Origin of the sequence: Maccoyibacter intestinihominis (assembly GCF_040096355.1) — a bacterium.
Taxonomy (GTDB): domain Bacteria; phylum Bacillota; class Clostridia; order Lachnospirales; family Lachnospiraceae; genus Maccoyibacter; species Maccoyibacter intestinihominis.
On record NZ_JBBMEX010000010.1, the window covers coordinates 70,305 to 96,184 of the forward strand.

At 42.1% G+C, this 25,880-nt stretch carries 23 protein-coding genes and 5 tRNA genes; 3 read left to right on the top strand and 25 right to left on the bottom strand.

Features of this window, described 5'->3' with window-relative positions:
• Positions 1 to 3: 3 nt before the first annotated feature.
• The gene (gene trkA, locus WMO43_RS10455) at positions 4 to 1,359 is read right to left on the bottom strand and encodes a Trk system potassium transporter TrkA (RefSeq protein ID WP_353531123.1); all 1,356 of its coding nucleotides are present in this window, start codon (positions 1,357 to 1,359) and stop codon (positions 4 to 6) included.
• Positions 1,360 to 1,707: 348 nt separating this feature from the next.
• Between trkA and WMO43_RS10460 the strand changes: the two genes are divergently transcribed.
• Complete coding sequence (locus WMO43_RS10460; RefSeq protein ID WP_177962342.1) at positions 1,708 to 2,109, top strand: hypothetical protein; 402 nt, start codon at positions 1,708 to 1,710, stop codon at positions 2,107 to 2,109.
• Positions 2,110 to 2,174: 65 nt separating this feature from the next.
• Here the strand turns inward: WMO43_RS10460 and WMO43_RS10465 are convergent.
• From WMO43_RS10465 to WMO43_RS10495, 7 genes are all read right to left on the bottom strand, one after another.
• A tRNA-Gly gene (locus WMO43_RS10465) sits at positions 2,175 to 2,247 on the bottom strand.
• A gap of 33 nt (positions 2,248 to 2,280) precedes the next feature.
• Positions 2,281 to 2,351: transfer RNA gene (locus tag WMO43_RS10470), tRNA-Gly, on the bottom strand.
• Positions 2,352 to 2,355: 4 nt separating this feature from the next.
• Positions 2,356 to 2,428 (bottom strand) — tRNA-Phe (locus WMO43_RS10475).
• Positions 2,429 to 2,575: 147 nt separating this feature from the next.
• Positions 2,576 to 3,148: a hypothetical protein gene (locus tag WMO43_RS10480; protein WP_353531124.1), complete on the bottom strand. Its 573-nt coding sequence runs from the start codon at positions 3,146 to 3,148 to the stop codon at positions 2,576 to 2,578.
• Between the two features lie 490 nt (positions 3,149 to 3,638).
• Entirely contained in the window at positions 3,639 to 5,615 is a 1,977-nt protein-coding gene (locus WMO43_RS10485; protein ID WP_353531125.1) for an oleate hydratase, read from the bottom strand.
• Positions 5,616 to 5,750: 135 nt separating this feature from the next.
• A complete protein-coding gene (locus WMO43_RS10490; RefSeq protein WP_177962339.1) occupies positions 5,751 to 6,317 on the bottom strand; it encodes a TetR/AcrR family transcriptional regulator in 567 nt (188 codons plus the stop codon).
• Between the two features lie 40 nt (positions 6,318 to 6,357).
• A complete protein-coding gene (locus WMO43_RS10495; RefSeq protein ID WP_177962338.1) occupies positions 6,358 to 7,644 on the bottom strand; it encodes an extracellular solute-binding protein in 1,287 nt (428 codons plus the stop codon).
• A 202-nt stretch (positions 7,645 to 7,846) separates the two neighbouring features.
• Here WMO43_RS10495 and WMO43_RS10500 point away from each other — a divergent pair, with 202 nt between their 5' ends.
• On the top strand, positions 7,847 to 8,842 hold the full coding sequence (locus WMO43_RS10500; RefSeq protein WP_353531126.1) for a LacI family DNA-binding transcriptional regulator: 996 nt from the start codon (positions 7,847 to 7,849) through the stop codon (positions 8,840 to 8,842).
• Between the two features lie 93 nt (positions 8,843 to 8,935).
• Here WMO43_RS10500 and WMO43_RS10505 read toward each other — a convergent pair whose 3' ends face one another.
• The 8 genes from WMO43_RS10505 to WMO43_RS10540 all read right to left on the bottom strand — a co-directional run bounded on the left by WMO43_RS10505 (position 8,936) and on the right by WMO43_RS10540 (position 20,778).
• Complete coding sequence (locus WMO43_RS10505; RefSeq protein ID WP_353531127.1) at positions 8,936 to 12,241, bottom strand: fibronectin type III domain-containing protein; 3,306 nt, start codon at positions 12,239 to 12,241, stop codon at positions 8,936 to 8,938.
• Between the two features lie 217 nt (positions 12,242 to 12,458).
• Positions 12,459 to 12,542 (bottom strand) — tRNA-Leu (locus WMO43_RS10510).
• 4 nt (positions 12,543 to 12,546) lie between these two features.
• Positions 12,547 to 12,628, bottom strand: a tRNA-Tyr gene (locus WMO43_RS10515).
• Positions 12,629 to 12,731: 103 nt separating this feature from the next.
• Entirely contained in the window at positions 12,732 to 14,855 is a 2,124-nt protein-coding gene (locus tag WMO43_RS10520; protein WP_353531128.1) for a glycoside hydrolase family 13 protein, read from the bottom strand.
• Between the two features lie 329 nt (positions 14,856 to 15,184).
• Positions 15,185 to 17,011, bottom strand: coding sequence for an ATP-dependent zinc metalloprotease FtsH (ftsH, locus tag WMO43_RS10525; protein WP_353531129.1), 1,827 nt, complete (start codon positions 17,009 to 17,011; stop codon positions 15,185 to 15,187).
• Positions 17,012 to 17,025: 14 nt separating this feature from the next.
• Positions 17,026 to 17,553 (bottom strand): hypoxanthine phosphoribosyltransferase, encoded by a 528-nt coding sequence (gene hpt, locus WMO43_RS10530; protein WP_177962334.1) that lies wholly within the window; start codon positions 17,551 to 17,553, stop codon positions 17,026 to 17,028.
• On the bottom strand, positions 17,546 to 18,949 hold the full coding sequence (gene tilS, locus WMO43_RS10535) for a tRNA lysidine(34) synthetase TilS (RefSeq protein WP_353531130.1): 1,404 nt from the start codon (positions 18,947 to 18,949) through the stop codon (positions 17,546 to 17,548). Before tilS ends, hpt begins: the two co-directional genes overlap by 8 nt.
• Positions 18,949 to 20,778 carry a SpoIIE family protein phosphatase gene (locus tag WMO43_RS10540; RefSeq protein ID WP_177962332.1) on the bottom strand — a complete coding sequence of 610 codons (1,830 nt, stop codon included), beginning with the start codon at positions 20,776 to 20,778 and terminating at the stop codon, positions 18,949 to 18,951. The genes tilS and WMO43_RS10540 overlap by 1 nt, the downstream gene beginning before the upstream one ends.
• A 185-nt stretch (positions 20,779 to 20,963) precedes the next feature.
• Here WMO43_RS10540 and WMO43_RS10545 point away from each other — a divergent pair, with 185 nt between their 5' ends.
• Positions 20,964 to 21,206: a hypothetical protein gene (locus WMO43_RS10545; RefSeq protein ID WP_353531131.1), complete on the top strand. Its 243-nt coding sequence runs from the start codon at positions 20,964 to 20,966 to the stop codon at positions 21,204 to 21,206.
• Positions 21,207 to 21,227: 21 nt separating this feature from the next.
• Here WMO43_RS10545 and WMO43_RS10550 read toward each other — a convergent pair whose 3' ends face one another.
• The 9 genes from WMO43_RS10550 to WMO43_RS10590 all read right to left on the bottom strand — a co-directional run bounded on the left by WMO43_RS10550 (position 21,228) and on the right by WMO43_RS10590 (position 25,828).
• Positions 21,228 to 22,001, bottom strand: a complete 774-nt coding sequence (locus tag WMO43_RS10550; RefSeq protein ID WP_353531132.1) for a hypothetical protein — start codon at positions 21,999 to 22,001, stop codon at positions 21,228 to 21,230.
• A 32-nt stretch (positions 22,002 to 22,033) separates the two neighbouring features.
• Positions 22,034 to 22,351, bottom strand: a complete 318-nt coding sequence (locus WMO43_RS10555) for a DUF4176 domain-containing protein (protein WP_353531134.1) — start codon at positions 22,349 to 22,351, stop codon at positions 22,034 to 22,036.
• 54 nt (positions 22,352 to 22,405) lie between these two features.
• Positions 22,406 to 23,509, bottom strand: a complete 1,104-nt coding sequence (locus WMO43_RS10560) for a hypothetical protein (RefSeq protein ID WP_353531135.1) — start codon at positions 23,507 to 23,509, stop codon at positions 22,406 to 22,408.
• Positions 23,510 to 23,575: 66 nt separating this feature from the next.
• On the bottom strand, positions 23,576 to 23,839 hold the full coding sequence (locus WMO43_RS10565; protein WP_353531136.1) for a WXG100 family type VII secretion target: 264 nt from the start codon (positions 23,837 to 23,839) through the stop codon (positions 23,576 to 23,578).
• A gap of 320 nt (positions 23,840 to 24,159) precedes the next feature.
• On the bottom strand, positions 24,160 to 24,459 hold the full coding sequence (locus WMO43_RS10570; RefSeq protein ID WP_177962996.1) for a septum formation initiator family protein: 300 nt from the start codon (positions 24,457 to 24,459) through the stop codon (positions 24,160 to 24,162).
• 36 nt (positions 24,460 to 24,495) lie between these two features.
• Entirely contained in the window at positions 24,496 to 24,885 is a 390-nt protein-coding gene (yabQ, locus tag WMO43_RS10575) for a spore cortex biosynthesis protein YabQ (protein ID WP_353531137.1), read from the bottom strand.
• Positions 24,882 to 25,166 carry a sporulation protein YabP gene (yabP, locus tag WMO43_RS10580; protein ID WP_177962994.1) on the bottom strand — a complete coding sequence of 95 codons (285 nt, stop codon included), beginning with the start codon at positions 25,164 to 25,166 and terminating at the stop codon, positions 24,882 to 24,884. The genes yabQ and yabP overlap by 4 nt, the downstream gene beginning before the upstream one ends.
• Before the next feature lie 72 nt (positions 25,167 to 25,238).
• Positions 25,239 to 25,478, bottom strand: a complete 240-nt coding sequence (locus tag WMO43_RS10585) for an RNA-binding S4 domain-containing protein (protein WP_178051139.1) — start codon at positions 25,476 to 25,478, stop codon at positions 25,239 to 25,241.
• Positions 25,479 to 25,552: 74 nt separating this feature from the next.
• A complete protein-coding gene (locus WMO43_RS10590; RefSeq protein WP_177962992.1) occupies positions 25,553 to 25,828 on the bottom strand; it encodes an HU family DNA-binding protein in 276 nt (91 codons plus the stop codon).
• Positions 25,829 to 25,880 lie beyond the last annotated feature (52 nt).

Consider the following 25,880-nt stretch of genomic DNA (forward strand, 5'->3'; position numbering starts at 1 on the left):
TTCCTAACCTTCTAATATATCATCAATATCGTCCAGACCCAGATTTGTCGTTACGATGATGACACTGTCTCCACTCTGCAGCATATCATTTCCGCTTGGTGTGATCAGTTTCCCCTTTCTCTGTATTGAGCAGATCAGCAGATTTTTCTTAATCTTCAATTCACAGATTGGTTTGTTAGTGACTTTTGCTGTCTTGCTGACAATGAACTCTAATGCTTCTACCCGTCCATCGATCATACGATAAAGTGTCTGTACATTACTTCCCATGGTGTTTTGCATTGCACGCACATAACGGATAATGGACACACCGGTAATGACCTTTGGCACGATCAGGCTGTCAATCCCCAGATCATCGACGACTTCGGGGAATTCAATCTTATCTATCTTTGTCATGGTCTTTGCATGTGACACTTTTTTCGCATAAAGAGAAAGCATGATATTTTCCTCATCGATATCGGTCATTGCCGCAAATGCATCTGTCTCACGGATTTCTTCTTCTAATAAAAGCTCTTTATCAATTGCTTCCCCCTGAATGATCATAGCATGTGGCAATGCTTCACTCAGTTCTTCACAACGCTTTTTATTTTCTTCAATGATCTTTACTTCCACTCCGGTATCCTGAAGGATTTTTGCAAGATAGAAAGAAATCATTCCTCCTCCTGCTACCATGACGGATTTGATTGGGTTCGCCGGTACACCGATCTTTTTAAAAAACGGAGTTGCCTCGCGGATCGGAAGGCTGACGGAAATTGCATCACCAGCCATCAGTACAAAATTACCATCCGGAATCCGGATCTCTTTTCCACGTTTTACAATACAAACCAGGATCTGTCTGCTGATCTTAACGGCAAATTCTGCAACACTCATTCCGTTTAATACGGATTTTTCCGGAATGACTACACGAAGCAGGGTCATTCCACCACGGAATTTCTCTACTGCAAGGGCAGACGGATACTGTATCAGACGTGCCATCTCGTTTGCAGCCTCCCATTCCGGGTTAATGGACATAGACAGTCCAAGTTCTTCTCTTATATATCCAATTTCATCGTAATATTCCGGATTTCTCACTCTTGCGATCGTCTGGCAGTTACCTGCCTTTTTCGCGATCAGGCAGCTTAACAAATTGACTTCATCCTGGTTTGCAACGGAGATCAGAAGGTCTGCTTTTTCAATGCCTGCTTCTTTTTGGGTCCGGTAACTGGTACCATTTCCCAATACGCAATAGATGTCCATTTCCGAAGAAAGGTCTTTTATTTTTTCCTCATCCGAGTCAATGACCGTAATCTCGTGTCCCTCGGCATTCAAATGCTGGGCAAGCGTATATCCTACTTTTCCGCTTCCCACAATAATGATATTCACTCTCTTATCCTCCAACGATCCAAAACTCATTCCCGCTCGGAATATTATACTCCAAAGACTTTCTTTTGTCGATGTATATCGCGCTAAGAGATAGTATAATTTTCGCTATATGTCAAATAATATTCCCCTTTTTCCTGCATTTATAGATGTAAGATTCTGAAAAATCCATCAAAATATTATTATGTTCAGAAATCCGTTCTTTCTCTCAAAAGTAACCATAAAAACATTTCATATTTTAAAATCTCCCCATATCGAGGACTTTTTGCTATAATAGAATAAGCAGTTCCGATTTCATCTGGAACGGCAAAAGAAAAAAGACAGAATATTTCAAAGAAAGAAGGATCCTTTATGAGAAAAAAATTATTTGCCATACTACTCGTTGGCATTTTCGTACTGTCACTCTACGCCTGTGGAAGCAACAGTAAAACAGACCTGAGCGGCACCTGGAAAACAAAAGAAGAGGACGGAAGCTGGATGGAAGCTGAGATCAAAGATGATGTCATCACGATCAACTGGATCTCTGACGAAGGCGAATCCACCTCGGTATTCTGGGTTGGTTCCTACGATGCTCCAAAAGATTCCGGTAACGAATACTCCTGGGAATCCAAGCGTGACAAAGACAAGACGGATAAAGAACCGCTGGCTTCCTCAGATGATACTAAGAAGTTCACTTATAAAGATGGAAAACTCACTTATCAGATGACAGGTTTCGGGGTTACTACGACAATGTCTATGACGAGAGAGAAATAGGATACAGAATAAAGAAAACCCCTTGCAAAAACCACATTTGCAAGGGGTTAACCATAAATAAAAAGAGCGCGAGACGGGACTCGAACCCGCGGCCCCGACCTTGGCAAGGTCGTGCTCCACCAACTGAGCCACTCGCGCATACAAAATTACTTGCTGTTCTGTCAACAGCTAAGCGGGTGATGGGAATCGAACCCACGTATCCAGCTTGGAAGGCTGGTGTTCTACCATTGAACTACACCCGCACAATGCCCAGTTCCGGAATCGAACCAGAGACACGAGGATTTTCAGTCCTCTGCTCTACCAACTGAGCTAACTGGGCATTTCGCTTTCTTACGTCAACAAATAGAATTTTACATGAAAGATGCATAATTGTCAAGACATTTTCTACAATTTTTTATGATAATTTTGCCTGATATTTTGCTTATGATGTTATCCCTCTGTTTTACGGTGCTTTATTCAGGGATTCTCATTTGTTCAAATCCACATTCTTCACCTTACAACTCTGTATTTGCTTTACATCTTTTGCATTCGCTTCCACAAAATACTGATAATAATGCATATCGGTTGTCATGCTCACATTCTTTCCAGGAGATTTTACCTGTACTTCTAATTGCAAATAAATCTTTCCCTTTGCGTTCTGCTTTAATTTTACTTTCCCGGGTTTGACTTTTTTAGAACTGCTGCTCTGTGAATCCTCGATAATACAAAGTGTCTTGGATTTAAAATAAGACTTTTTGTACCGGTTCAGTTTTTTATTAAATGCAGATTTCTCGAACTTTGCTTTTGCCTGCTTGCCATTTGCTTTTACATATGCTTTCTGTGTTTTCTTTTGGAATTGTTTTAATTCATCATAACTTTTGATAATTCGGTATGTTTTCTTTTCGTTCAGATATTTTTCTGTTGAAGATGTGTATGATTTTTTAACTGTAATGGTTTTCGGTGTAAAATCCTGCTTTTTCCCCGCTGCGTCCACCCCCATGACCGCTATTCCAAAAAATAGGAGCATACTCATAAAAACACAACCAACTCTTTTCTTCATGTTCCTTCTCCTCTGTTCTTATGTTGATTTCATAATTAACCTGATATGCATGACCGTTAGCATAAATATTTACATGAATCTCAGACTCTGCACCAATTATCCAGTAGTTTACACATAATACTATGTTTACAAGAGACTCAACCCATTTACACGATCAACGAACATCAAATGTTAATTCTGTGCTACTTTAGCACATGATATCATATTAACAGTTAACCGCACAACCATTCAGGCACCAGGTGTCGTTTTCTGGCACGAATTATCGTTAAAGCCGCAAAAATCTATTCAGGTACAAATATCCTTCAGGACATACCATACATAAGCATTTTCATCGCTTATACAAAGCAACAGACGTGTGAACTCGTAGGGATTCGGTGATATATATCAGATGTAGATGCCCTTATACAAAAGCAACAGGCGTGAAAACCCGGAGAGGGCATACGCCTGTTACCACTAACTACACTATGAATATTTTATTTTCGCAGCGATCCTAGAGCATGCCCTCTTTGATCACATCGTGGTCCCTTAAGATTTTTTCTACGACCGTTCCTTTTACGACGCGAAGCAATGGTTTCTTTAACACATTGAGTGGTCCCGGCAGGGAAATCTCTAATGGGGATTTTCCATCCATCAGTTTTACACTGCTGTCTAAAAGTTCGCGGATGTCATAGACACTGCCCCATACCTCCGGCACACCACGGTCTACACCGAGAAGTCCATAGACTGCTTCCATTGCGGTTCTGACCGAATACTCTGTTGTAAATACCGTATCTCTCGGTGTCTCGGTAAACTGTCCTAAAAATGCGAAGTTGACACATCCATCCGGGATGACATCCGGGCGGTCGCCCTTGGTCCTTGGCATAAAGAATGCTGTAATGTATGGCATCATGGTCGGTACGGAAACGGCACTGTTTTCTGCAAGATCATCGATCTGGTCTGTCGGAACTCCGATATGATACAGCCACTCCTGTGTAATCTCTTTACCGGTACAGTCTTTCATCGGTTTCTTAATATAATCTCCCGGAACATCCGTAAAGAGTCCGTATACCCAGACGCATACTTTGTCTTTGTCCTGATCTTTGAACTGTCCCTGACGATTGATCGTCCAGCTTAACAGCCAGCTGGAATCCTGACAGCTTACAATACCACCGGTGACTACTTTTCCGCTTCTCGGATCACGTTTGCAGATGTTCGTAATATAAGGAATGATTTTATCATCCAATGTGGTGATCGTTGCAGACTCCCAGTTTGTCTTTGCTACATCTGAGCAGAATTTTTCCGGATGACCGAATGCCGGGTCCTGTTTTGCGATATTCTTCCAGAGGTTCCAGCAGCCGCTTGTTCTGACTTCTGCATCTCCGTTCGGTGCATGGTTCTGATCACCGTAGATCGTACCCTCTGTACAGCTTCCGTTGGTTACAAAGACTAAATCGTTTTCTGTCAGCATAATGCCGTTTTCTACGCCTTTGACTTTACACTCAATAGTTTTTGCAATTTTCTTATTGCCTTCAAATTCAAAAATAACATTGGTTACTTCCGTATTGAACTGGAAGTCTACGCCCGCATCCTCAAGATATTTCTGCATCGGAAGGATCAGGGAATCATATTGGTTGTACTTTGTAAATTTTAATGCACTGAAATCCGGAAGTCCTGCAATATGATGGATAAATCTCTGGAAGTAGAGCTTCATCTCTAAGGCACTGTGCCAGTTTTCAAACGCAAACATGGTTCTCCAATAGAGCCAGAACGTGGAGTTAAATACTTCTTCGTCAAATACATCTTCGATCGTTTTATCATACAGATCTTCATCCTTGGTCATGAACAGCTTCATGATCTCCATGCAGCCCTTCTGGCTTAAGTTAAATTTACCGTCTGTGTGCGCATCTTCGCCGCGGTTTACGGTTGCACGGCACAGCGAGTAATTCGGGTCTTCTTTATTCAACCAGTAATATTCATCTAACACGGATATGCCCGGTGTCTCAATGGAAGGAATACTGCGGAACAAATCCCACAGACATTCAAAATGATTTTCCATCTCACGTCCGCCACGCATCACATAACCTCTGGTCGGGTCAAAAATACCATCACAGGCACCGCCTGCAATATCCATTGCTTCTAAAATATGGATATGGGAACCCGGCATCTGTCCGTCTCTTACCAAGAAACATGCCGTTGCCAATGCTGCTAATCCGCTTCCTACGATGTAGGCATTCTTCTCATCTACACCCTCCGGCTTTTTCGGACGGGCAAATGCCTCGTAGTTACCATTGGTATAATAAATTCCCTTGCTGTTCTTTTCATGTTTTCCAAGTTCTGTATTACGATACTCTTCTTTTCCGGAATTACTTTTATTTTTCTTTGTCGTTTTAGTCTCCGGCTTCTTATGATTTTTTGCTGCTACGGCTGCAACACCTGCACCTGCTGCAAGTGCTGCCACACCAATTCTAATACCTGTTTTTTTACTCATAAAAAATTCCACCTTTCTTCTGTCGGCTTCTGATTTTTCTTTTCAACTTCATCCTATTCCTCTCCGCCTTTTTTTCCAACTTACAAAAAAGGCAGAATGATAAATTTTTTATCATTCTACCCTTTTTGATAAGATTCATCCTTTTTTATTCTGCTCAAAATTCTGAATTGAATTCGTGATATTGCCATGTAACATCACACTCATTCTTTCCACAATCTCATGATAGTCTTCTTTCATCCCCTGCTTGATCCAGTCCAGCATCAGACCGACAAAGCCGTATTTGTGAAAATCTGCAATAAAACTTTTATTTTCCTCCGATAAACCTGTTCCCTTGCTCTTTTCCTCTACTACGCCGATGATCAGTTCATAAGTCAGCTTGTACAGATAATTCTCTATTTTTTCTTTGCTGACAGAATGGTATACATTGGTAATAAACGGTTTATTTTTCAATACCACTTCAAAAATCTGCTCTAAGCCTTCCTGCCAGGTATCATAGGTGCGCTTGTCCTGTAAAGCACGTTTTCCATCCTCTACACACGCCCACTCCGCCAGATCGTAGATGTCCTGAAAATGATAATAAAAAGTCATCCGGCTGATCCCGCAATCCGTTGTCAGGTCATTGATCGTAATTTTGTCCAAAGGTTTGCTTAACAGCAATTTTTTCAGTGATTCCTCTAATGCCCGCTTGGTTGTATTTGACATAGCTCCTGTCCCTTCCCATGGCGTAACTTACCGCTTAGTACTATTCCTCTTCTTCCTCTTCCGGCAAATCCCAACCCGGATTCTCTTTGTCTGCGATCTGGGCGATCACGTCTGCTAACTCCACATCACTTCTCAACGTCTGTACTGCGGACAGATTGACCGGTATAACACCACTCATGTCATAATGCATCTGCTGGGAATCGGCACTTCCAAGATAGGTTGCTAATGCGATCGTCATTTCAAAATTCTCACAGTCCGGATTGACTCCGATACATTTTGCTTCTGTCACACACTTCATCTGCTTTGTCATTCCATCTATAGTAAAAACAGGAAGTGCTGCCACTCCGAGATTTTCTCCTAAGGCTTCTTTCATCTTGTCATAAGCTGACGCATCCTGTACTGCTGCCTGTACGGTTCCGTCTTTCAGTCCTGTGATCCCCGCATTTCCATCGGTATCGTTTAATACCTGCGGATTGGAACGGAATGTTGCAAGCCATGCATCTACTGTTTCCTTTGCTAATGGCTCGGATTCCTTCTGCTCGCCATTTTCTGACTGTGTGTTATCCTGTGTGGATTCTTCCGGCTGCGCTGCATCCGTTTGTGTGTTGTCCTGTGCTGCGTCATCTGTCTGAGTATTATCTTTTGTGCCGTCTTCTGTACCGTCTGTTCCGTTTTCATCCTGCTCCGGCACCTCTACGACATCCTGTGCCTGATAAAACGCGTTTCGATAGTTCTCATCGTCTAATGGATATGCCAGCACTCCTTTTGCAAGAATCGTATCTAAATTCTGCACATCCTCTTGGGATAATGTTCTCTTATCATAATATAAAACATATGGGTTTGCCTCTACCGGGATTCCATATACTTTCTGCGCATATTTCGACAGATCACCAATGCTCGTTGCATTCGAGGAAAGTACATAATCTTCGGTCTCTCCCCAAAGTCTTGTCAAAAGACGGCTCTCGACAAGTTCTGCGGTCTGTGCACTGTTAAAAATAAAAATATCCGGTGCTTTCTCGCGGTTTTCTTCCATCTTCTTTGCCGCTTTTTCTTCTGTATAGGCTGCATACTTAAATTCTAATTCTGCATCCTGATGTTTTGCCGCAAACATATCACATCTAGTCTTTAACCAGCTTCCCTTTTCATCTGACAGATCTGCTTTGCTTCCCCAAATCGTAAACTGATATACCGGTTTTGCTTCTTCGGTCTCTGTCTCTTCTCCGTTTTTATTTTTGGATGATTCTTTATTCCCTGATTTCCCACAGGCAGCCACTGCTACCGTCATCATAACGAGGACAAGGAACATTGCGAATAATCTTTTTTTCATGATCGATACCTCATTCTATGATTTCTTTTTTACCGAACTATCATACACCTTTTTCGCCTTTTTTGCTACTCCTATTTCCCTATCTTAAGAAAAAGACAAAAATTTCGCGCTTTTCTTTCCATTTGCATCATTTTAGTGCTATAATGAAATAAAGTATACTGTTACAGCACATTTGTTTTATTTTTTTCAAAGGAGGAGGACAATGACTACCATCAAAGACATTGCAGACCGCCTTGGCATCTCACTCAGCACGGTCTCCAAGGGTTTAAATGGTGCGAACGATATCAGCGAGGAGCTTCGCCAGCTTGTCTTAGATACAGCGGTTGAAATGGGTTATCAGACAAAGAAAATGAAAAAGGAGGAGTTCAAAAAACTCTGCCTTTTTATTAAAAATATGGATTACGAATCTCCGGAGGATTTCGGCTATGACATTATTCTGGGTTTTAAACAATCCGCTTTCCGGGACAATTGGAACGTCGATGTGATTCCGGTTACCCCTGATTTTCAGCTTTCTGAGAAATATGACACCTATATGCTTAAAAACGGATACAGCGGTGCATTTTTTGTCGGCTTTTCACTCCACGACACCTGGCTAGACCAGTTGCGGGATACGAAGATTCCTGCCGTCTTATTCGATAATTATATTCCGAACAATCCTCATGTTTCCTATATCGGAACGGATAATGATGAGGGTATTGATGCTGCGATCGAGCATCTCTATCAGCTTGGTCACAGAAAGATCGCCTTTTTGAACGGTCCGTCTTATTCAATGATCTCTAAGAGCCGTCATCAGGCGTTTATCGACAGTATGGAAAAACATGATCTGATCGTACATCCTGAACTGGCTGTCTATGGTGATTTCTCTTCGGAAACTGCCAGCGAGCATGTTCCGAATTTCTTAGCCAGTGGTGTCAGTGCGATCCTTTGCAGCAGCGATGTCATTGCAAGCGGAGTCTTCTCGGAATGTCAGTGCCGCGGATGCCGCATCCCAACCGATGTCAGCGTTATCGGTTTTGACGATCTGCCGATCTCTTCTACCTTACATCCGCTTCTGACTACGATCCGTCAGGACAGACTGGAGTTAGGAAGAACCGGTTATTTTTCTTTAAATTCCATGCTGCACGGTGTAGCACTCAGCAGGACACTTCTGCATCCTGAATTAGTAGTGCGTGCTTCTACGGCAAAACGGACAAAATAAAACACTTCACAAAGCACAATAAAGGCGGCCTGAGCAAATTCTCAAGCCGCCTTTTTTCTCTTATTTTTTCATATCAGCTTCCTGCTGCAATTCCTATTTCTTTGTTGTTACTTTCACACTCTTGCTCCAGTCGGAATAATATTTCTGTTTTCCAACTGTTTTATAGGTACGGATTCTTACATAGTATTTCTTCTTTGCTTTTAACTTGGAAATCGTCTTCTTTGTCGTACTGTTCTTGTTCACAGTCACGGTCTTATTTCCACTCTTGAACTTGCTGTCTGTGGAATACTGGATCTGATAACCTTTTGTCTGTGTGGACTGTTTTTTCCATTTTGCTTCAAATCCTTTTTTCTTAGCACTCACTTTAGAAAGTTTTGTGCTCTTCGGATTGATCGTATAGCTTAAGGTCTTACTTCCTGAATACTTGCTTCCCTTGAAAGTAATCTTCACTTCATAGGTTCCGACATTTTTTCTGCCACTTGGCAATTTTACCTTATAATCCGTGTTTACCTTCAGCTCTTTTCCTTTGCTGTCCTTAACGGTCACGGACGGTGTCTGCTTCTTGCCATTATAGGTATATTTTGTCTTTGATAATTTTATCTTTGATACCTTGGCAATCTTCACCGTTTTGGTCGTTGTCCCACACCGTGTACATGTGCTTGTAATCTTTCCATCCTTGCTTGCAGTTGCTTTCTGTGTCTTTGTTGTGGTGCTGTGACCTTTTGCTGCAATACTCTTTCCTGTGGAAAGTTTTTTATTACAGATCTTACAGTAAGTATCTCCCGTATAGCCTGCTGTTGTACAGGTTGCCGCTTTTTGATCGCGTACTTCTGCGCTGTGGCCTTTTGCTGCAATGCTCTTTCCTGTGGAAAGTTTCGTATTACAGATCTTACAGTAAGTATCTCCCGTATAGCCTGCTGTTTCACAGGTTGCCGCTTTCTGGTTTCGCACTTCTGTACTGGTATGTTTGCATGTCTGTCCCGGATCTGACGGATCCGTACTTCCACCGGAAGTAGATTTGGATGCCTCTGCCGTATTACCATAAGCTCCCATATTTGCCCTGTTTCCATTTGGAGACGGCTCATTCGCATAAGCCGCTGATGCTTCTCCTGCATCAATGCATGGACTTGTCACGGTATCTTTTACCCATGTCGTACCATTCCATCTTCCTGCTGCGGATTTCAGATGGAAATCTCCACTTGCTGCATCTGCAAAACATGGATCTTTTGTGATACAGCCTGTGCCATAATCACTTAAGCTGTCATCTTTTGCTGTTCCATACAGGCAGGAGTATGTGATATTTTTTCCTTTATCTTCCTGCGCATTCGTTCCCTGCAACTCCAGAGTGTTTGTATTCCCCGCGATAATACTGTTTTTAATAACCGGTAATACATGACATCCGTATAAGATACCTGTATTACATCCTACAATCGTCAGATGATCCAACTGCATCTGCTTTCCTGCATTTTCTATAGCACTCTCACTCTCATCAAGACTTGAGACATATGCCGTAATACCCACTCCCTTTGTAAAGTTATAAATCCGGCAGTTTGACACTTCTACTAATGTCGCTACATCCGGATAATAATTTGTCCAGAGATAAATACCACAATCGCTGCTTTCTCCGTCTCTCACTCTTCCTGCAATAGACACATTCTGAAGCTCTATCCGGCTCGCTATGGATCCATCCGATGATCCACCCCTGATATTGATATTAAGTCCCTTTTCAACGTCTTTCATCTGGCAATCTTTCATATACAGAGTTGCCGGTAGTTCCTTTATCGGCTTAGTATTTATTTCAACTAATTTCGGACTGATGGTAATCTTTTTTTCAAATGTACAATTTTCAAAGATAGTTTCCGCACTTGCATCTTCATAGTTTCCATCTGTCCATGCTCCATTCAGATAGATATAATTTGCATAATAGCCATTCTCTCCAATAAAATGGATCGGCCGTGCTTTCGTTCCCTTTGCAATGAGTTTTCCTGTAGACTCTACCGTCAGATCTTTCATATAACAGGTTACGCCCGGTGCAATGGTCACTGTTCGTGCATTATCAACAGTCGGACCCTGCAAACGGTATGCCAGTCCTTCAATTTTTCCAAGATAACCGGTCTGTCCGGTAATCGTTTCCGGCTGCTCCGGTGTCGATCTTACTACTTCCGCATATTTTCCTATGTCTGCACCGTAGTTACAAGTATTTGCCGCATAGGCCTTTGTTTGATCCGCATTAACATTTGCACCAATTCTGATCTTCAATGGTGCATACTGGTTTGCATTTTCTCCGGTTGCATCCGTATTCCCAATAAAGTGATTACCTTCCACTTCATAAGTTGCACATCCGCCTCTTAACCAACATGCCGGTCCTTTTAACTCATTGCCAGTTGTATTATGAAATGTATTATTTCTGACAACCGCGTTCGCAGACCATTCAATATAACTCATTCCCTCAGAAATCGTATTATTGTAATATCCGTCTGACTCAAAATTGTTGCCTTCAACCAGGCAGGATAAATTCTCCGGATAGACATACTCCGTTCCTGTAGATTCTAAAGCTCGCCCCATTCCACGAAATGTTGAATTGGTTACCTTAACCTCCACTTTCCTGTCCATGGCATGGAAATAGATTGCCGAACTTCCATCCACTAATGAAGTCCCTGCTGCCGTTTTTGCCGCAACCACCTCACTGCTGTCAAAGGTACACTGATTTACTGTAAGATTAAAATTCCTATCCGTCTCATCAGATGTACTGTCTACGGATAACATTCCTTCCACATCACTTGCTAAATATTCTCCACCGTTGATAAACTGACAATATTCAAAGGTTGCACCTTCACAGGTCCGCTCTGTATCTTCCTCTATCTGTGTATCAAATATAATCCCTGCCCAATTCTCATCATTTGTATCATTTTTAAAAATGATCGGTTCTTCTGCCGTTCCCTTTGCAGTAAGAGAACCATACAGAATCCTAAGACCTGATGCAGATTTTACATCTGTTTGGTCAATCTTACCATGAGAAGTATTCCCCTGTCCGAAACAGATCGTCGTTCCCGGATCGATCGTTAGATCTCCGATAATTACAGGGTTAATCAGGGTAGAATCCGTTATAATATAATAGATATTATCCTTTGTCCAGTGCTGTGAACCCTCAATCCTTCCATAAACCAGTACTGTATTTTTTTCATCCGCAGACTCTGCTTTAACCTCCGTAGTCTCTACTTCCGGTGCTTCTGCTCCCGTTGCTTTAACCTCCGTAGTCTCTGCTTTCGGTTCATCTGTCTCTGCTGTCTTTTCCTGTGCTTCCTGCGGTGTGTCCGCATATGCCAGAACCGGGCACATGGTGAATACCAGTGCAAACGCCAGACCTGCTGAAAGTATCTTTTTCATAAAGCCTTTCATATGCTCCCTCCTTTTCTTTGTTTCATATGATTATTCATAATATAGCTTTTGCCCTTCTATTTGTGCGTATTATAATATGAAGCTGTTAGATTTGCGAGAGAATTTCCGTTTTAGTCATTGACTGTTTTGGTAATTCAGGGAATTGCTATACAAGAAAAAGAATGCACAAAAAAAAGCACGCATAAAATGCATACTTTCTTATTGCTTTCAATTATCATGCCGGCGATCGGAATCGAACCGATACTGTGTTTCCACAACAGGATTTTAAGTCCTGCGCGTCTGCCAGTTCCGCCACGCCGGCAAAATGGATGGAGGTGGATTCGAACCACCGAAGCAATATGCAGCAGATTTACAGTCTGTCCCCTTTGGCCACTCGGGAATCCATCCATTTCATTGTCATTTCAAAATCTGCCCTGACAATGAGATATTATATCATATGAATTTTTCCGATGCAAGATATAATTTTTATTTTTTCAAATTTTTTTGTCCTTTAATCCGGGAGGGCTCCGCCGGAGGTCTCTTTCAGACGCAGTACCACTGCCGAAAATTCCGTCAGGGTGATGTTCAGTTTTCCGCCCTTTACCTCATAGGTCACCGGATTGGTGGAATATCCCCCCTCATGGGAATACATGATCTGCTCTAACTCACATTCTTTTGGCAGTCCCACCGGCCATACGACCATCTCTACGGTACGGCTGACCGCATCGTTGTTAAGTACCACTAAAAAATGTTCCCTGCGATTATAACGCGCATAACATAAGAAGTTGTACTCGCCCCATACGAACTGTATCGAACCGGTCTTAAATGCTTCATGCTCTTTGTGGATTCTGATCATTTCCCGATGGAAATTCAAAAGATCCATATCCTCATTTCCCCACGGATAAGTTCTGCGGTTATCCGGGTCTGTAAATCCTACCTGTCCTACTTCGTCTCCATAGTAAAGAGTCGGCGCGCCGGGCCATGTCATCTGAAAGACTACGGCTTCTTTCATCACGCCTTTGTTGATGCCTCTGCCTGCCGCATCCGTTCCTAATTGTTCTGCTCTTCCTACTTTTTTATTAGTACGCGTTAAAAAGCGGGAATGGTCATGGTTAGACAGCTCATTCATGGCACACTGCAAAGAAGATGTCATAAAACGGGTCATATGATGACGCATTGCTCCTTCAAAATCTCCCGGATTTCCGAAACACTCACCACGATATTCATCGCTGTGCTTTTCCATTCCGGTCAAAAACCAGGTAATCGGCTCCATAAATGCATCGTAATTCATGATCGTGTCCCACTCATCTCCTAAAAGCCACGATTTCGGATCACCATAGTGCTCTGCTAAGATCACCGCATTTGGGTTTGCCTCTTTGACTGCTTTTCTGAATTCTTTCCAGAAACGATGGTTGACCTCCGGGCTGTGTCCTAAGTCTGCTGCCACGTCCAGTCTCCAGCCGTCTACATTATATGGATGAGATACCCATTTTCTTCCGATATCCAGCACATAGTTCCACAATTCCTGTGAACCCTCATAATTCAGCTTCGGAAGTGTCTCGAAGCCCCACCAGCCCTCATAACTTCCGTTATCCGGCCATGCTTCCTGATTCTGGAATGCAAAAAAATCACGATACGGGCTTTCCCTGCTGACATAAGCTCCCGGTGCATATCCGCCCTGTTGCTCGTATAATTTCTCACGGTCTAACCATTTGTGGAAGGAACCGCAGTGATTAAAGACTCCGTCTAAAATAATCTTCATGCCATGTGCATGCACTTCTTCTACAAATTTTGCAAAATATGCATTGCTCGCCTCTAAGTTACGCTTATCGGTCACTCGCGTAATATAACGTGCCGCCTGTGTATTGTCTTTGCAGCCTTCCGGTAAAACTGCTCCTTCATCGACCACAATGTTACTCACATGCGGGTCGATATAATCATAGTCCTGACAGTCGTATTTATGATTAGACGGTGATACGAATAACGGATTAAAATAGAGTACTTCGATTCCAAGCTCCTGCAAATAGTCGAGCTTTTGTCTGACTCCCTCTAAATCTCCGCCATAAAATTCACGGACGCTGATCCCCTGCGGACAGTGTGCCCAGTTCTCTACATGCTTTGTAGGACCATCCACATAGTAATACTCGCCGTCTAACACATCTCCTGCCGGATTTCCATTATAGAAGCGGTCTACTAAGATCTGATACATGACCGCTCCCTTTGCCCATTCCGGAGTGGAAAATCCCGGCACGATGCAAAAATAATATTCTTCTCTCGGTTTATCGTTCACACCGTATCTGTCATAGTAACATTCCAAAATTCCGGTTACGACTTTGAAATAATAGAAAAACGGTTCGCTTCCAAGCTGGATCTCTACGGAATAATAGTCAAAATCCCACTTGGTCTCTGTCCTTTTCATCCGTTGCTTTTTCTCCCTGGAACAGAGCCAGACCATATCCACGTTGTCACGCTTTGTTCTGAAACGAATCGTTACTTTGTCATTTTCCCTTGGTTCGGCAGGACTGCGGTAATCCTTAGTTCCATCTGAAAACAATGCCTTTTTACTGAGCACCGGACGCATCTGCATCATATACCGCTCGATCCTGCTCAGATCATAAATGGACTTCTGATTCATACTTCAACCTCTTTACATATTTATGTGTCAATTATAACATATTCCTTTCTCCCGAAAAAGGGATATAAAACAAAAAAGACAGTCGTTAAACTGTCTTTTGGGAGAAGGTATTTTTACTATGGGGTGTAGCAAAAACTATATAATGTATTGGGGGGTTTTTACGGTTATTATTGTAGCATCTGTCTACAGATAAGTGTGCACAAAATTGATAATTTTTTCACGAACTTTCTGTACAGATTATACAGACCCTTTTTACATACCCTTCTTTTTTAGAATTCATTTTTCACAATTTTCGTGTATTTTCGCTGTTTTTCTTTGTAATCTGCCTTTTACAGTCCGGAACGGTTTTCAAACAGTGCTTCGAACTCTTCTCTGGTGATCTTCTCTTTTTCTAAAAGAAGCTCTACGCAGGCATCTAACACATCTTTGTGTGCACTGATGATCTTCTTTGCCTCTTCATGGCATTCGTCAATAATTCGTTTTATTTCGGCATCGATCTTGGATGCAACATCCTCGCCGTAACCACGGGTATGTGCAAGATCGCGTCCGATGAATACTTCATCGTCCTCGTTTGCATAGTTGATCAGTCCTATATCCTCGGACATACCGAACTTCGTTACCATTGCTCTTGCTAATGCCGTTGCCTGCTTGATATCCTGGGATGCACCTGTTGTAATGTCATCAAAGATCAGTTCCTCAGCCACACGTCCGCCTAAGTCTACTGTGATCTCCTGTAACATTCTGCCCCTGGTATTAAACATTTCGTCTTTTTCCGGTAATGGCATGGTATATCCTGCCGCTCCTGCTCCGGTCGGTATGATCGATACGGAATATACCGGTCCGACATCCGGAAGTACATGGAATAAAATTGCATGCCCAGATTCGTGATAAGCCGTGATCTTTTTCTCTTTATCACTGATAATACGGCTCTTCTTCTCCGCCCCGATCCCGACTTTTACGAAGGAACGGCGGATATCTGCCTGTACGATATAGGCACGGTCTTCTCTTGCCGCTACGATCGCCGCTTCGTTTAACAGGTTCTCTAAATCTGCACCTGTGAATCCTGCAGTTGTCTGTGCGATCTGCTGTAAGTCTACATCATCGCCTAACGGTTTATTTTTTGCATGAACTTTTAAGATCTCTTCACGGCCACCGATATCCGGTCTTCCCACATGCACTTTTCTGTCAAAACGTCCCGGACGCATGATTGCCGGATCTAAAATATCCACACGGTTCGTTGCTGCCATGACAATGATGCCTTCATTGACACCGAAACCGTCCATCTCTACTAAGAGCTGGTTCAACGTCTGCTCACGTTCATCGTGACCGCCACCCATTCCGGTTCCTCTGCGCCTTGCCACTGCATCAATCTCATCGATGAATACGATACACGGTGCATTTTTCTTGGCTTCTTCAAATAAATCCCTGACACGGGAAGCTCCGACTCCGACAAACATCTCTACGAAGTCTGAACCGGAAATGCTGAAAAACGGCACTCCTGCTTCTCCTGCGATGGCTTTTGCAAGTAAGGTCTTACCTGTTCCCGGAGGGCCTACTAATAAGACTCCTTTCGGGATTCTTGCACCTAACTTCGTATATTTTCTCGGGGAACGCAGGAAATCTACGATTTCCTCTAACTCTTCTTTTTCCTCACGCAGTCCCGCTACATTGTCAAAGGTAACCTTCTTATTCTCATCGGTGCTCATCTTTGCCCTGCTTTTTCCAAAATTCATCATTTTGGAGTTGCCGCCTGCTCCGGCATTCTGATTATTCATCAACATAAACAGGATGAACATTGCCGCAAATACTACTAGCAGCGGTAACAGGGATGTCAGCCAGTTCTCCGACGGCACATTCCGCATGACATAAGAATCAAAATCATATTTCTCCATCAACTGCTGTGCATCGTTTACATCGGAAACATTCAGTTTGACACTCTGTTCATTTTTTAATGTGATCCGCAATACTCCGGTCGGGATCTCGCGGTTCTGCTGTATCGTAACTGCTACCACTTCATCTTTGTCCAATGCTTTTTCAAATTCCGCATAGGTGTATGCGCCTGCCGTATCCTGGCTGTTACCCAACAGATACCAGACCAGGATCACGATCAGAACCAGCCCGATATAAAATCCGATTCCTCTATAATTTTTCTTCAATTAGAAACCTCCTTTTACTCATTAAATTCCAGCACTCCAATATAAGGCAGATTTCTATATCTCTGTGCATAATCCAGTCCAAAACCAACTACGAATTCGTCCGGAATCTCAAATCCGACATAATCCACACTGACATCTACCACCCGGCGATCCGGTTTATCCAAAAGCGTGCATAATCTCAAACTTTTCGGATTTCGTGCCTTTAAATTTTTCAATAGATAACTCAGGGTTCTTCCTGAATCAATAATGTCTTCCACAACTAATACATTTTTGCCCTCTAACGGGTCATCTAAATCTTTGATGATCTTCACTACTCCGCTTGACTTTGTATCATCTCCGTAGCTTGTTACGGACATAAAATCCAGCATGACCGACCCCTTGATATTTTTTGCCAGTTCACAGGAAAAAAATACAGAGCCTTTCAGGATACAGATCAGCGTAATTGTCTCATCTCCGATATCGGCACTGATCTTTTCTGCCATTTCCTTAATTCTTTTGTTGACTTCCTCTTCTGGAATCAACACCCGAACTGATTCAGTCATTTTCTTTTCCTCCATTAAATCGTACTTCTAATATTCTTTTTGTCTCCTGACTTATCTTATAATAGGTACTGATACGGTACCCGACAATCCAGAGTATGTGGGCTCCCTCTGCTAAAAGCGGAATTCTGCCCCGCTCCTTTGCCTCCACTTTTTCATTGACAAAGTATTTTTTCAGCTTCTGGGTCTTCCCCTCTTCATTACAGCAAATATAATCCCCCTCTTTTCGGGTTCTTGCTGACAAATCACTCTTTATCTTATCATAGTCGAACCATTTCGTATACGTTTTTTGCGGAATTTCTTGTGAAAAAGCTGTGTCCTCTAACAATCGCATCGTAAATGGTCCACAGGAGATTCCCTCTGTTCCTGCCTGTTCGATCTCACTTTTGGGGCACAGTACTTCTCCTATGCTATCCTGCACTGCTTCTGTTTCCCGGCACAGTCTGATCCCTTCATAGATACGGTATGCCTGCACTCCATAAGGCAGGGATATCCTTCTTCCGCACTGACTGGAAAAAAGCTGTTCGAGCAGCTCAAGATGCACGGTTGTGATGTCCTGCATCGCACCCGCTGCCTGTTCTAATGCCAGCTTTAGCACTTCTTTTTTTATCAGGGGATCTTGTGTTTCAAACGGTTCCTTTCTTATAAGAATGTCATCTCCATGAATGCTCACACAGGTTTCTGCCGCCTTTTTTGTTTGCCTTCCTATATAGGACTCCGCTTCTTTCATAATGTCTGCGGTCTTTTGGATATGGGCTTCTGCCTGCGGATTCATTTCGATCAGTCTTGGCATGATCTGCGCCCGGATGCAGTTTCTGGTGTAATGCTCATCACGGTTTGTTGCATCCACACAATAAGGCTGTTTTTTTTCTTCTAAATAAGACAGGATTTCTTCCCGTCCGGTATGCAGAAGCGGACGGATGACATTCCCTCGTACCGGAAGGATGCCCCGCATTCCCGACAATCCGCTTCCACGGATCAGATGAAACAGCACTGTCTCCGCATCATCTCCGCGGTTATGGGCAACTGCGATCTTTGCCCCGCCCCAGCTTTCGGCTTCTTTTTCAAAAATTTCATAGCGCATAAGCCGTGCCGTTTCTTCTAACGTCCGTCCACACTGTTTTGCCTCTTTTGGCACATCAATATAATGGCTTTTACATTCAACGCCAAGCCTGCCACACATTTTTTCTACAAATTCACAGTCTGCAAGGCTCTCCTGTCCGCGGATCCCATGCTCCACATGGACAACCCGCAGTTCAAACGTCATTTCTTTTTGCAGTTCTAACAGAAGGAGCAGCAGGCATACGGAATCGGCTCCTCCCGACACTCCCGCTATGACCCGGCTGCCCTCTTCTATCATATGATGTTCTTTTGTAAACTTCTTTGCTTCTTCTAACATTATTTCTCCCAGATGCCTGCCGTTAACACGGTCATGTCATCCATTACTTTTCCTCCTGTATAGAGCATTACCCGCTCTAAAATTCCCTTTGCAAGTCTGCCGGGATTGTTCGTATCTAAAGATTCTATGATCTCTCCCATCGTCTCTTCCGGCTCATCCACATGGAGATATTCTAGCACACCATCGGATACCATGACAAGAAAATCCCCGTCTTCCAGCTGTTTTTTTACTCCATCTATTTCCATTTTATAGGACACTCCGACCGGCAGGCTGGTGGATAACAGGCACTCTACTCCTTCTTTTCTCCTGATAAATGTTGCCGCCGCTCCCACTTTATAAAATTCTGCCTCTCCTTCATAGAGGTCTACTGCCGCCATATCGATCGTTGAAAAAATATCCTCCTCTCCGCGGATGACCATCGCCGAATTCATCATGCGGATCGCCGTTTCTTTGGAAAAACCTGCTTCTAAAAATTTTTCCATCAGCTCTATGACCGTCTCACTCTCTTTACACGCATCGATACCGGAACCCATACCGTCCGACAGACATAAAATATCCTGCCCGTTTTCTAATTCTAAGAATGAAAAATTATCACCGGAAACCACCGCCTCATCTTTCGTCAGACGTGCGACTCCGTGGATCGTATGATATTTGGTATCTTCCTCAAAGACAATTTTACACGGCTCGATACCGATCAGATTTCTGCTGTCTTTGTGCTGTATCATCGTCTTTCCCATTCCACGGCTGACTGCTTCCCTATATTCCTTGACCGGCTGACAGCCCGCTTTTGTCCGTACCGTTGTAACCAGTTGCAGTCTCCCATTTTGTTTTTGATACAGATGGATATTACTGATAAGAAAGCCCCGGTCTTTTGCTAAAAAACGCACCTGCGACAGCATATTTTTTTCCTGCAGGGTCAGATCTTCATAATCCTTTGCACAATCTTCCATGATAAATGCCATGGCGTCTAACTGCTGGGCTATCATTTCCCGGTTGCTCAACAACCTGTTGTACCATGCCGCATTGACTTTCATCCGTTCAAATATCCGGACCGCTTCTCTCGTGATATCGTCTGCATATGGGCAGCAGTCCCGAAGCCTGTCCTCATATTCTTTTTCTGCTCTTCCGAATTTTTCTATCGACTCCATCAGACTACCAAACAGACCGTAGATCGGACTGTCTTTTTCCCAACAGACCTGGCACATGTCACAGGACACACAGATTTTTCCGGTAATCTCGTTTTGTACCTGTCCGATTTCCTCCTCCGATGCTTTTTCCTGCCCGGCACTCATTTTCACAAATGCCTCAGACAGTCCGTTGAACGATTCTGCATAATTTAATAGACGTTGCTCTTTCCGATCTTCTTCTTTTGCGATCTCCATGATCTCTTTGCCATGCAGCAGCATATGTAGCACACGGCACCCTAAACTGACGACTGCAAATATAAAAATTCCTTCTAATATAGAAGTGGTGATGTATCCTCTTCCTTTTACGGACAGCAGATTACCGCCAAGCGATATCAGCGTTGTCACCGCTCCCGCCGTCACTGCTGCATATCTGGCTCTGCAATTTTTATCTACCCATTCGATCAGATGGATGATCAGGATAATTCCCGCCATTGCCACTCCGTATTTGGTAAGCTGTGTCACCGGCAGGAAACATGCCATTCCCACAAAACACGCCCCGAGCGTCAGCCAACGGCTTTCCATACTGATATAGAGTGCCGTAAAATATGCCGGTATCAACGGATAGCAGTCTGCGATCTCCACCTTGCAAAACAATATTCCCAATACATATAGAATAATCTCTTTTGTCCTGATTCTTTTCATAAAAAAACCTCCAATCCTGTTTTTTCCCTTTGCGGGCGACTGAAGGCTATTATAGTGATATTCTTTTGCGATGTTTGTCAAAGTGCGGAATCGTTCTAAAAAACTTTTCTCCAAAATTTTACTTCGTTTCCCGTATTTATGGGTTTTTAGGGAGTTGATGTTTTTGAAGGGGGTGATGTTTATATTTGCGTGAAGTACAAGTCAGCGTCTCTGCTGTTTCCGGTATCGGCAATCAGAAGTTCCGCTCACTCTGCTCTGGGTTATGGCTCCGTACGAAACCGGTGCTGATTCGTCATCCTGACTCAGGCAGCACCTTTCCCGGACGTCCTGTCCGGGAATTTCTGATACTGGGACAGAGTGTGGGAACTTCTATATTGCCGCTACAGTCACAGCAGGATTCCCTGACTTGTACTTGTGGCTTATTATAAACTAGAAACTAATACAATCATCTATTCCTGTTCACATTCTATTTGATTTTCAGTATTACTATACTCAATTGTCTTTATATCTTTAACTCTAAATCTATACTCCGTGTTTTCTTGGTTTTTAGCTGTAATCCAACTCTTGTTTTGTGATATGTTCTCAACCTTAATATTCTCCAAAACACTATTATCATAAAAAACAAACTTTACTTTATCATATAAGAACTCTCCTTCCCCTTTTAAAAATATTATGCATATAAAATCGTACACCACCCCACCAAGTGTTGTAACTATCGGTACATATCTCGCAATATTTGAAATAAACTGAGGTACAGCTTCTCCAATATGTCTTGTAATTGTGTAACCCCAGAGCAAACCAGAAAGTATAATTGGTATTTGACGTAACAATCTAACGTTCCTCGTTCTTTTACATTCTTCCATATCCTTCTTTATAAATATCTCTTTATCATCTTCATCTATATCTATTTTTCTCATTTTGATATATAGAAACACGAAAAGTCCAATATATATTACTACACCAATATATTCCCCTACACGCAAAGGAGTCCCTATGAATGAGCTGATAAAGCCTTCAATTAACATATTCAGAAAAAGAATCAAAGCTCCTATAACAATAATTCTTACAAAATATTCTATATATCTCTCTCCCGGAGATTTTTCCCGTTTTAGTCTCCACTGTTTTGTTCCAGTAATATTATTAAAAATATAGGTACATAAGAGACTTATTACCCAAGTTACTATCGGTACTACGATATAATAAACATCTTCTCTTTTTAGCATCTATAATATCTCCTATAAAACTGTATTTATCCCTATCGTAAAAACCTTCCCTTTCTTTTTTCCTTCTTCTGATCCCTTTCCGCATACAAATCCGAAAGTTTAGTTAAAAATTCTTCTCTTTCCTGATCCTCATATCCACGAAATACAATCTCTTCTACATCTACATGGTTAAAGCCATATAGAAATTCATCTCCAAGATAGCCTTCCGGATAAAGAACCCCTAAATAGTCGCATTCCTTTTTGCGTATTCCTGCCATTGTCTGCATTACACCGACAATCATTAAGTATTTCTCTCCATCTACTAAACGTACAACTGAACCTGTTGGTAATAATTCTTTAATATTTTCCATTTTTGTTTCCTCCATATTATTATGTAATTATTCATCATATCTTTATATTTCTTTCTAATGTGTTAATGCTGCAATTGCATTTCCCACGGAGTCTATGATATTTTCGCCTGTATCAAGTATCATATCCGATGCCCATTCAGTGGCTGTTTCGCCGGTTAGTGCTTTCACTCCTGTATTAAAACCTGCCACAACGGCACCACTGATAGCAATCACGACTACACCCGGAGCCGCTGCTGTACCCAAGGTAGCAGTTACTGCTGCACCTACAACAATCTCCGAACCATGACCCATCACTGCACCAATCGCTGTCTCTGTTATAGTTTCAGCTGCTACTCTCTCATCCGACATTGTACCATTAGAACGAGCCTGTTCTTCTTTATTGCTATACCAATTGGCAACTCCATCAATACAAACACCTCCCCAAAAAGCTCCCATTGCAGCTTTACTGTTTATTCCTTTTGCATCCCCTACTATTCCTTCCCATTGTGCATGAAATGGTGACGTTTGATTTGTCAGATTATTCTTAAAGCGTGTTGTCCATTTTTTTGCAGTGGATGCACGCCCAAGCGGTCGCAACCCTGTAATATTCTTAAACCACCATTCTTTTGCCTGCTTTTCTCCTACAATATTTCCGATTTTTTTATAATTCTTATATGTCTGTGCAGCACTAGAACAAAACTGACGAACATCTACGCCCATGTGAATAAAATCCATCCATGTTTTTCCTTCTCTTATATCACTAATAAAGTCATAGATAGTTCCCATATATCCTGCACCCGAAAGAAGCTCTGCCCATCCATATTCAGACCAAAAAGATTCCAGATATTTATATTTATCACTTGATTGTACATCTAATCTTTTCCCATTTTTTGTATGCTCAATTTGATAAGCAACCCTTTTAGCCTCTAATGCAAAATAACAATTATATGCGTAGGTCATCCCCTTTTGCAATTGTTTCAATGCTTCTATATGTTTTCCTAATGCTCTTGAAATCTGCTCTATAGCAACACTAACCTCGGTTTCATACAATAACTCGGCATCACATCCTTCAACAATTCTTTGATATTTGGACTTTAGTACACACATTTGGGAAATCGCTGTAGAAAAACCAGCATTAATATAGTTCATCCCTTCAAAATCAACATAAATCCATGACATATCTTCTCCCCTTTCACAATATATCAGTACCGTCAACTCATCTTTAGCCGTACACCATGATTCCTGCTACTCATTTTTTTGGTGAATTTTTTGTGCATGAGCACGCATTGTGGATGTTAAGTCAGCCATCTGGACTACAGTCTTATTCATAATGTCATACAATTCATGCATTTTCCCCACAAAAGCATTTGCCGCTATCCCCTGCCAGATGTTGCGACACTCTTCTTCAATTTGAGTCAGTGATTTTATTTGATTTGAAAGTTGAACTTCACATTCTGATATGGCATTCGCCTGAGAAATAACCCTTGAATAATCGAATTGCGTTTCCATTCCTCATACCTCCCCTCTTATGTAGATCAATTAATATATTAAAATATTAATTTCTATTTAGGTATAGCAGTTATTCCAAAATATGTCAATTATTTTTTCTTTGATTCTGACTACTAAAACCTGTCACCTTATATGACAACTTTATTTTCATGTTGCTAATTAAAAAAGAATCCTGCTTACAGGATTCTCCGCCTGCGGCGGGTCGCATCTGCGACACAATTCCTTTCCGCCGCAGTGCGATTCTGCCCGAAGGGTTTTTGCTATATAGGAAATTGAAAAATTTCCTATATACAAAAAAGAAGCCGACTCCCTGCCGACTTCTACTTTTTCTTAAATATCACTTCGTTATCATATACCAGACCCAGTCTGCTCTTTGCCATATCTTCAATGAACTTCTGTGTCTTGGTGTATTCCTCGTAATCTTTTATCTCCTGCGAACGATTTTTTTCATCTTCTAACTGTGTTTTTAAAGAGGACTCTTTTGCCATATAAGTCTCTTTCTTATTGTACAAACCTACGATCTGCACTGACATCACGATCAAAAGTGTTGCCACAATAATGGAAATCCATATCTTTCCATTTCCGTTCTGCTTTCTTTTTTTTCTCCGTCTGCCCGCCATACTATCTTCTCCCAACTTAAAGTTTCTTAAGATTCTTTAAAGTCTGTATAATACAATTTTAACTGCCTGCACTATTTTTTTCAATCCCTTTTTTAAAATAACCATAATTTTCCTGAAAAACAGGGAGAGATATTTTACAAAAAAAGGACTGACAAAATGATTGTAAAACAACATTCCCAAAAGAATCCCGCCAATGGAAAATCCCCGCACCAGTCCATCGTTGGTACGAAATACCATGCCAAAGACCAACAGGGCGCAGACCACCCAATAGCAGACATCTTCTATGGCTGTCCAAATGACTCCGTGTGGGATGATCTGTCGGAATATCCGAAAGATATCATAGAGTATGATCAGTCCTTCGCCTAAGGCAACCGAGATCAGTAAAAAGATCAGTTCCTGATGGATTCCTTCACTGACCGCGATCATCGGAACAGTTTTCCTAAGAAGTTTTCTGCTTTTTTACCATAGTTCTCTACCTCAGAATAGACCATGCTGGTCACGATCCCCTGAACGTCCACCTCGCCCTTGTCAAGTGTCAGGCGGCTGACGTGGAGGTCTTCGCCTTTGATCTGAAGCATTCCCATTTCTGTCTCTAAAAGAATTTCCTTTGGGTCAAAAGAGATCACATCCCGTACTCCGGTAAAATTTCCGGTTCTGCGATTGCCAAGAATGATTTTATGTGATTTTGCAGCACTGCGTTCTTCCATCATATTTCCTCCTAATCTGAGAACGGATGTCCTCTTTACATTATATTAGGAAGAACTGTGTTTATTCCTTTTTTACAGATAACGGAACATATCTTTTGCGTCTTCTTTTTTCGTACTTTCTGCAAGGCTTACCACTTCTACCTTGACGTTTTTTTGTCCAAACTGGATCTCTATGATGTCCCCCGGCTTTACATTGACCGATGCTTTCGCTGTTTTGCCGTTTACCGATACTCTTCCTGCATCACACGCCTCATTTGCAACGGTTCTTCGTTTTATCAGACGGGAAACTTTTAAAAATTTGTCTAATCTCATCTTTTCCTCCAAAAAAAGCTCAAAACCGAAACCGGTTTTGAGCCATTTTATATCAATCAGTAAAATTCCGATGATTAAGCATTGATCATGTCTTTTAATGCTTTACCAGCTTTGAATTTTGGTGCTTTAGAAGCAGGAATTACCATCTCTTTTCCGGTCTGAGGATTTCTTCCTGTTCTCTCTGCTCTCTCAGATACTTCAAATGTACCAAAGCCAACTAACTGGATCTTCTCACCTTTCTTTAATTCTTCTGCAACTACATCTGTGAATGCTTTTAAAGCTGCCTCTGCATCTTTTTTAGATAATTCTGTTTTGTCAGCCATTGCTGCAACTAATTCTGTCTTGTTCATTTTAATATGTCCTCCTCTAAATTCTATCTTCGAGATCTTTTCCCAAATTACC

Coding starts and splice junctions, on each gene's coding strand:
- WMO43_RS10460 (WP_177962342.1), top strand. CDS start 1,708: ATGAGAAAAAAATTATTTGCCATACTACTCGTTGGCATTTTCGTACTG.
- WMO43_RS10540 (WP_177962332.1), bottom strand. CDS start 20,778: ATGAAAAGAATCAGGACAAAAGAGATTATTCTATATGTATTGGGAATA.
- WMO43_RS10565 (WP_353531136.1), bottom strand. CDS start 23,839: ATGGAAACGCAATTCGATTATTCAAGGGTTATTTCTCAGGCGAATGCC.
- WMO43_RS10570 (WP_177962996.1), bottom strand. CDS start 24,459: ATGGCGGGCAGACGGAGAAAAAAAAGAAAGCAGAACGGAAATGGAAAG.
- hpt (WP_177962334.1), bottom strand. CDS start 17,553: ATGACTGAATCAGTTCGGGTGTTGATTCCAGAAGAGGAAGTCAACAAA.
- WMO43_RS10490 (WP_177962339.1), bottom strand. CDS start 6,317: ATGTCAAATACAACCAAGCGGGCATTAGAGGAATCACTGAAAAAATTG.
- WMO43_RS10480 (WP_353531124.1), bottom strand. CDS start 3,148: ATGAAGAAAAGAGTTGGTTGTGTTTTTATGAGTATGCTCCTATTTTTT.
- WMO43_RS10550 (WP_353531132.1), bottom strand. CDS start 22,001: ATGCTAAAAAGAGAAGATGTTTATTATATCGTAGTACCGATAGTAACT.
- WMO43_RS10520 (WP_353531128.1), bottom strand. CDS start 14,855: ATGAATCAGAAGTCCATTTATGATCTGAGCAGGATCGAGCGGTATATG.
- yabP (WP_177962994.1), bottom strand. CDS start 25,166: ATGGAAGAACGCAGTGCTGCAAAATCACATAAAATCATTCTTGGCAAT.
- WMO43_RS10505 (WP_353531127.1), bottom strand. CDS start 12,241: ATGAAAGGCTTTATGAAAAAGATACTTTCAGCAGGTCTGGCGTTTGCA.
- WMO43_RS10495 (WP_177962338.1), bottom strand. CDS start 7,644: ATGAAAAAAAGATTATTCGCAATGTTCCTTGTCCTCGTTATGATGACG.
- WMO43_RS10555 (WP_353531134.1), bottom strand. CDS start 22,351: ATGGAAAATATTAAAGAATTATTACCAACAGGTTCAGTTGTACGTTTA.
- WMO43_RS10585 (WP_178051139.1), bottom strand. CDS start 25,478: ATGAGATTAGACAAATTTTTAAAAGTTTCCCGTCTGATAAAACGAAGA.
- WMO43_RS10590 (WP_177962992.1), bottom strand. CDS start 25,828: ATGAACAAGACAGAATTAGTTGCAGCAATGGCTGACAAAACAGAATTA.
- WMO43_RS10485 (WP_353531125.1), bottom strand. CDS start 5,615: ATGAGTAAAAAAACAGGTATTAGAATTGGTGTGGCAGCACTTGCAGCA.
- WMO43_RS10500 (WP_353531126.1), top strand. CDS start 7,847: ATGACTACCATCAAAGACATTGCAGACCGCCTTGGCATCTCACTCAGC.
- WMO43_RS10560 (WP_353531135.1), bottom strand. CDS start 23,509: ATGTCATGGATTTATGTTGATTTTGAAGGGATGAACTATATTAATGCT.
- yabQ (WP_353531137.1), bottom strand. CDS start 24,885: ATGATCGCGGTCAGTGAAGGAATCCATCAGGAACTGATCTTTTTACTG.
- tilS (WP_353531130.1), bottom strand. CDS start 18,949: ATGTTAGAAGAAGCAAAGAAGTTTACAAAAGAACATCATATGATAGAA.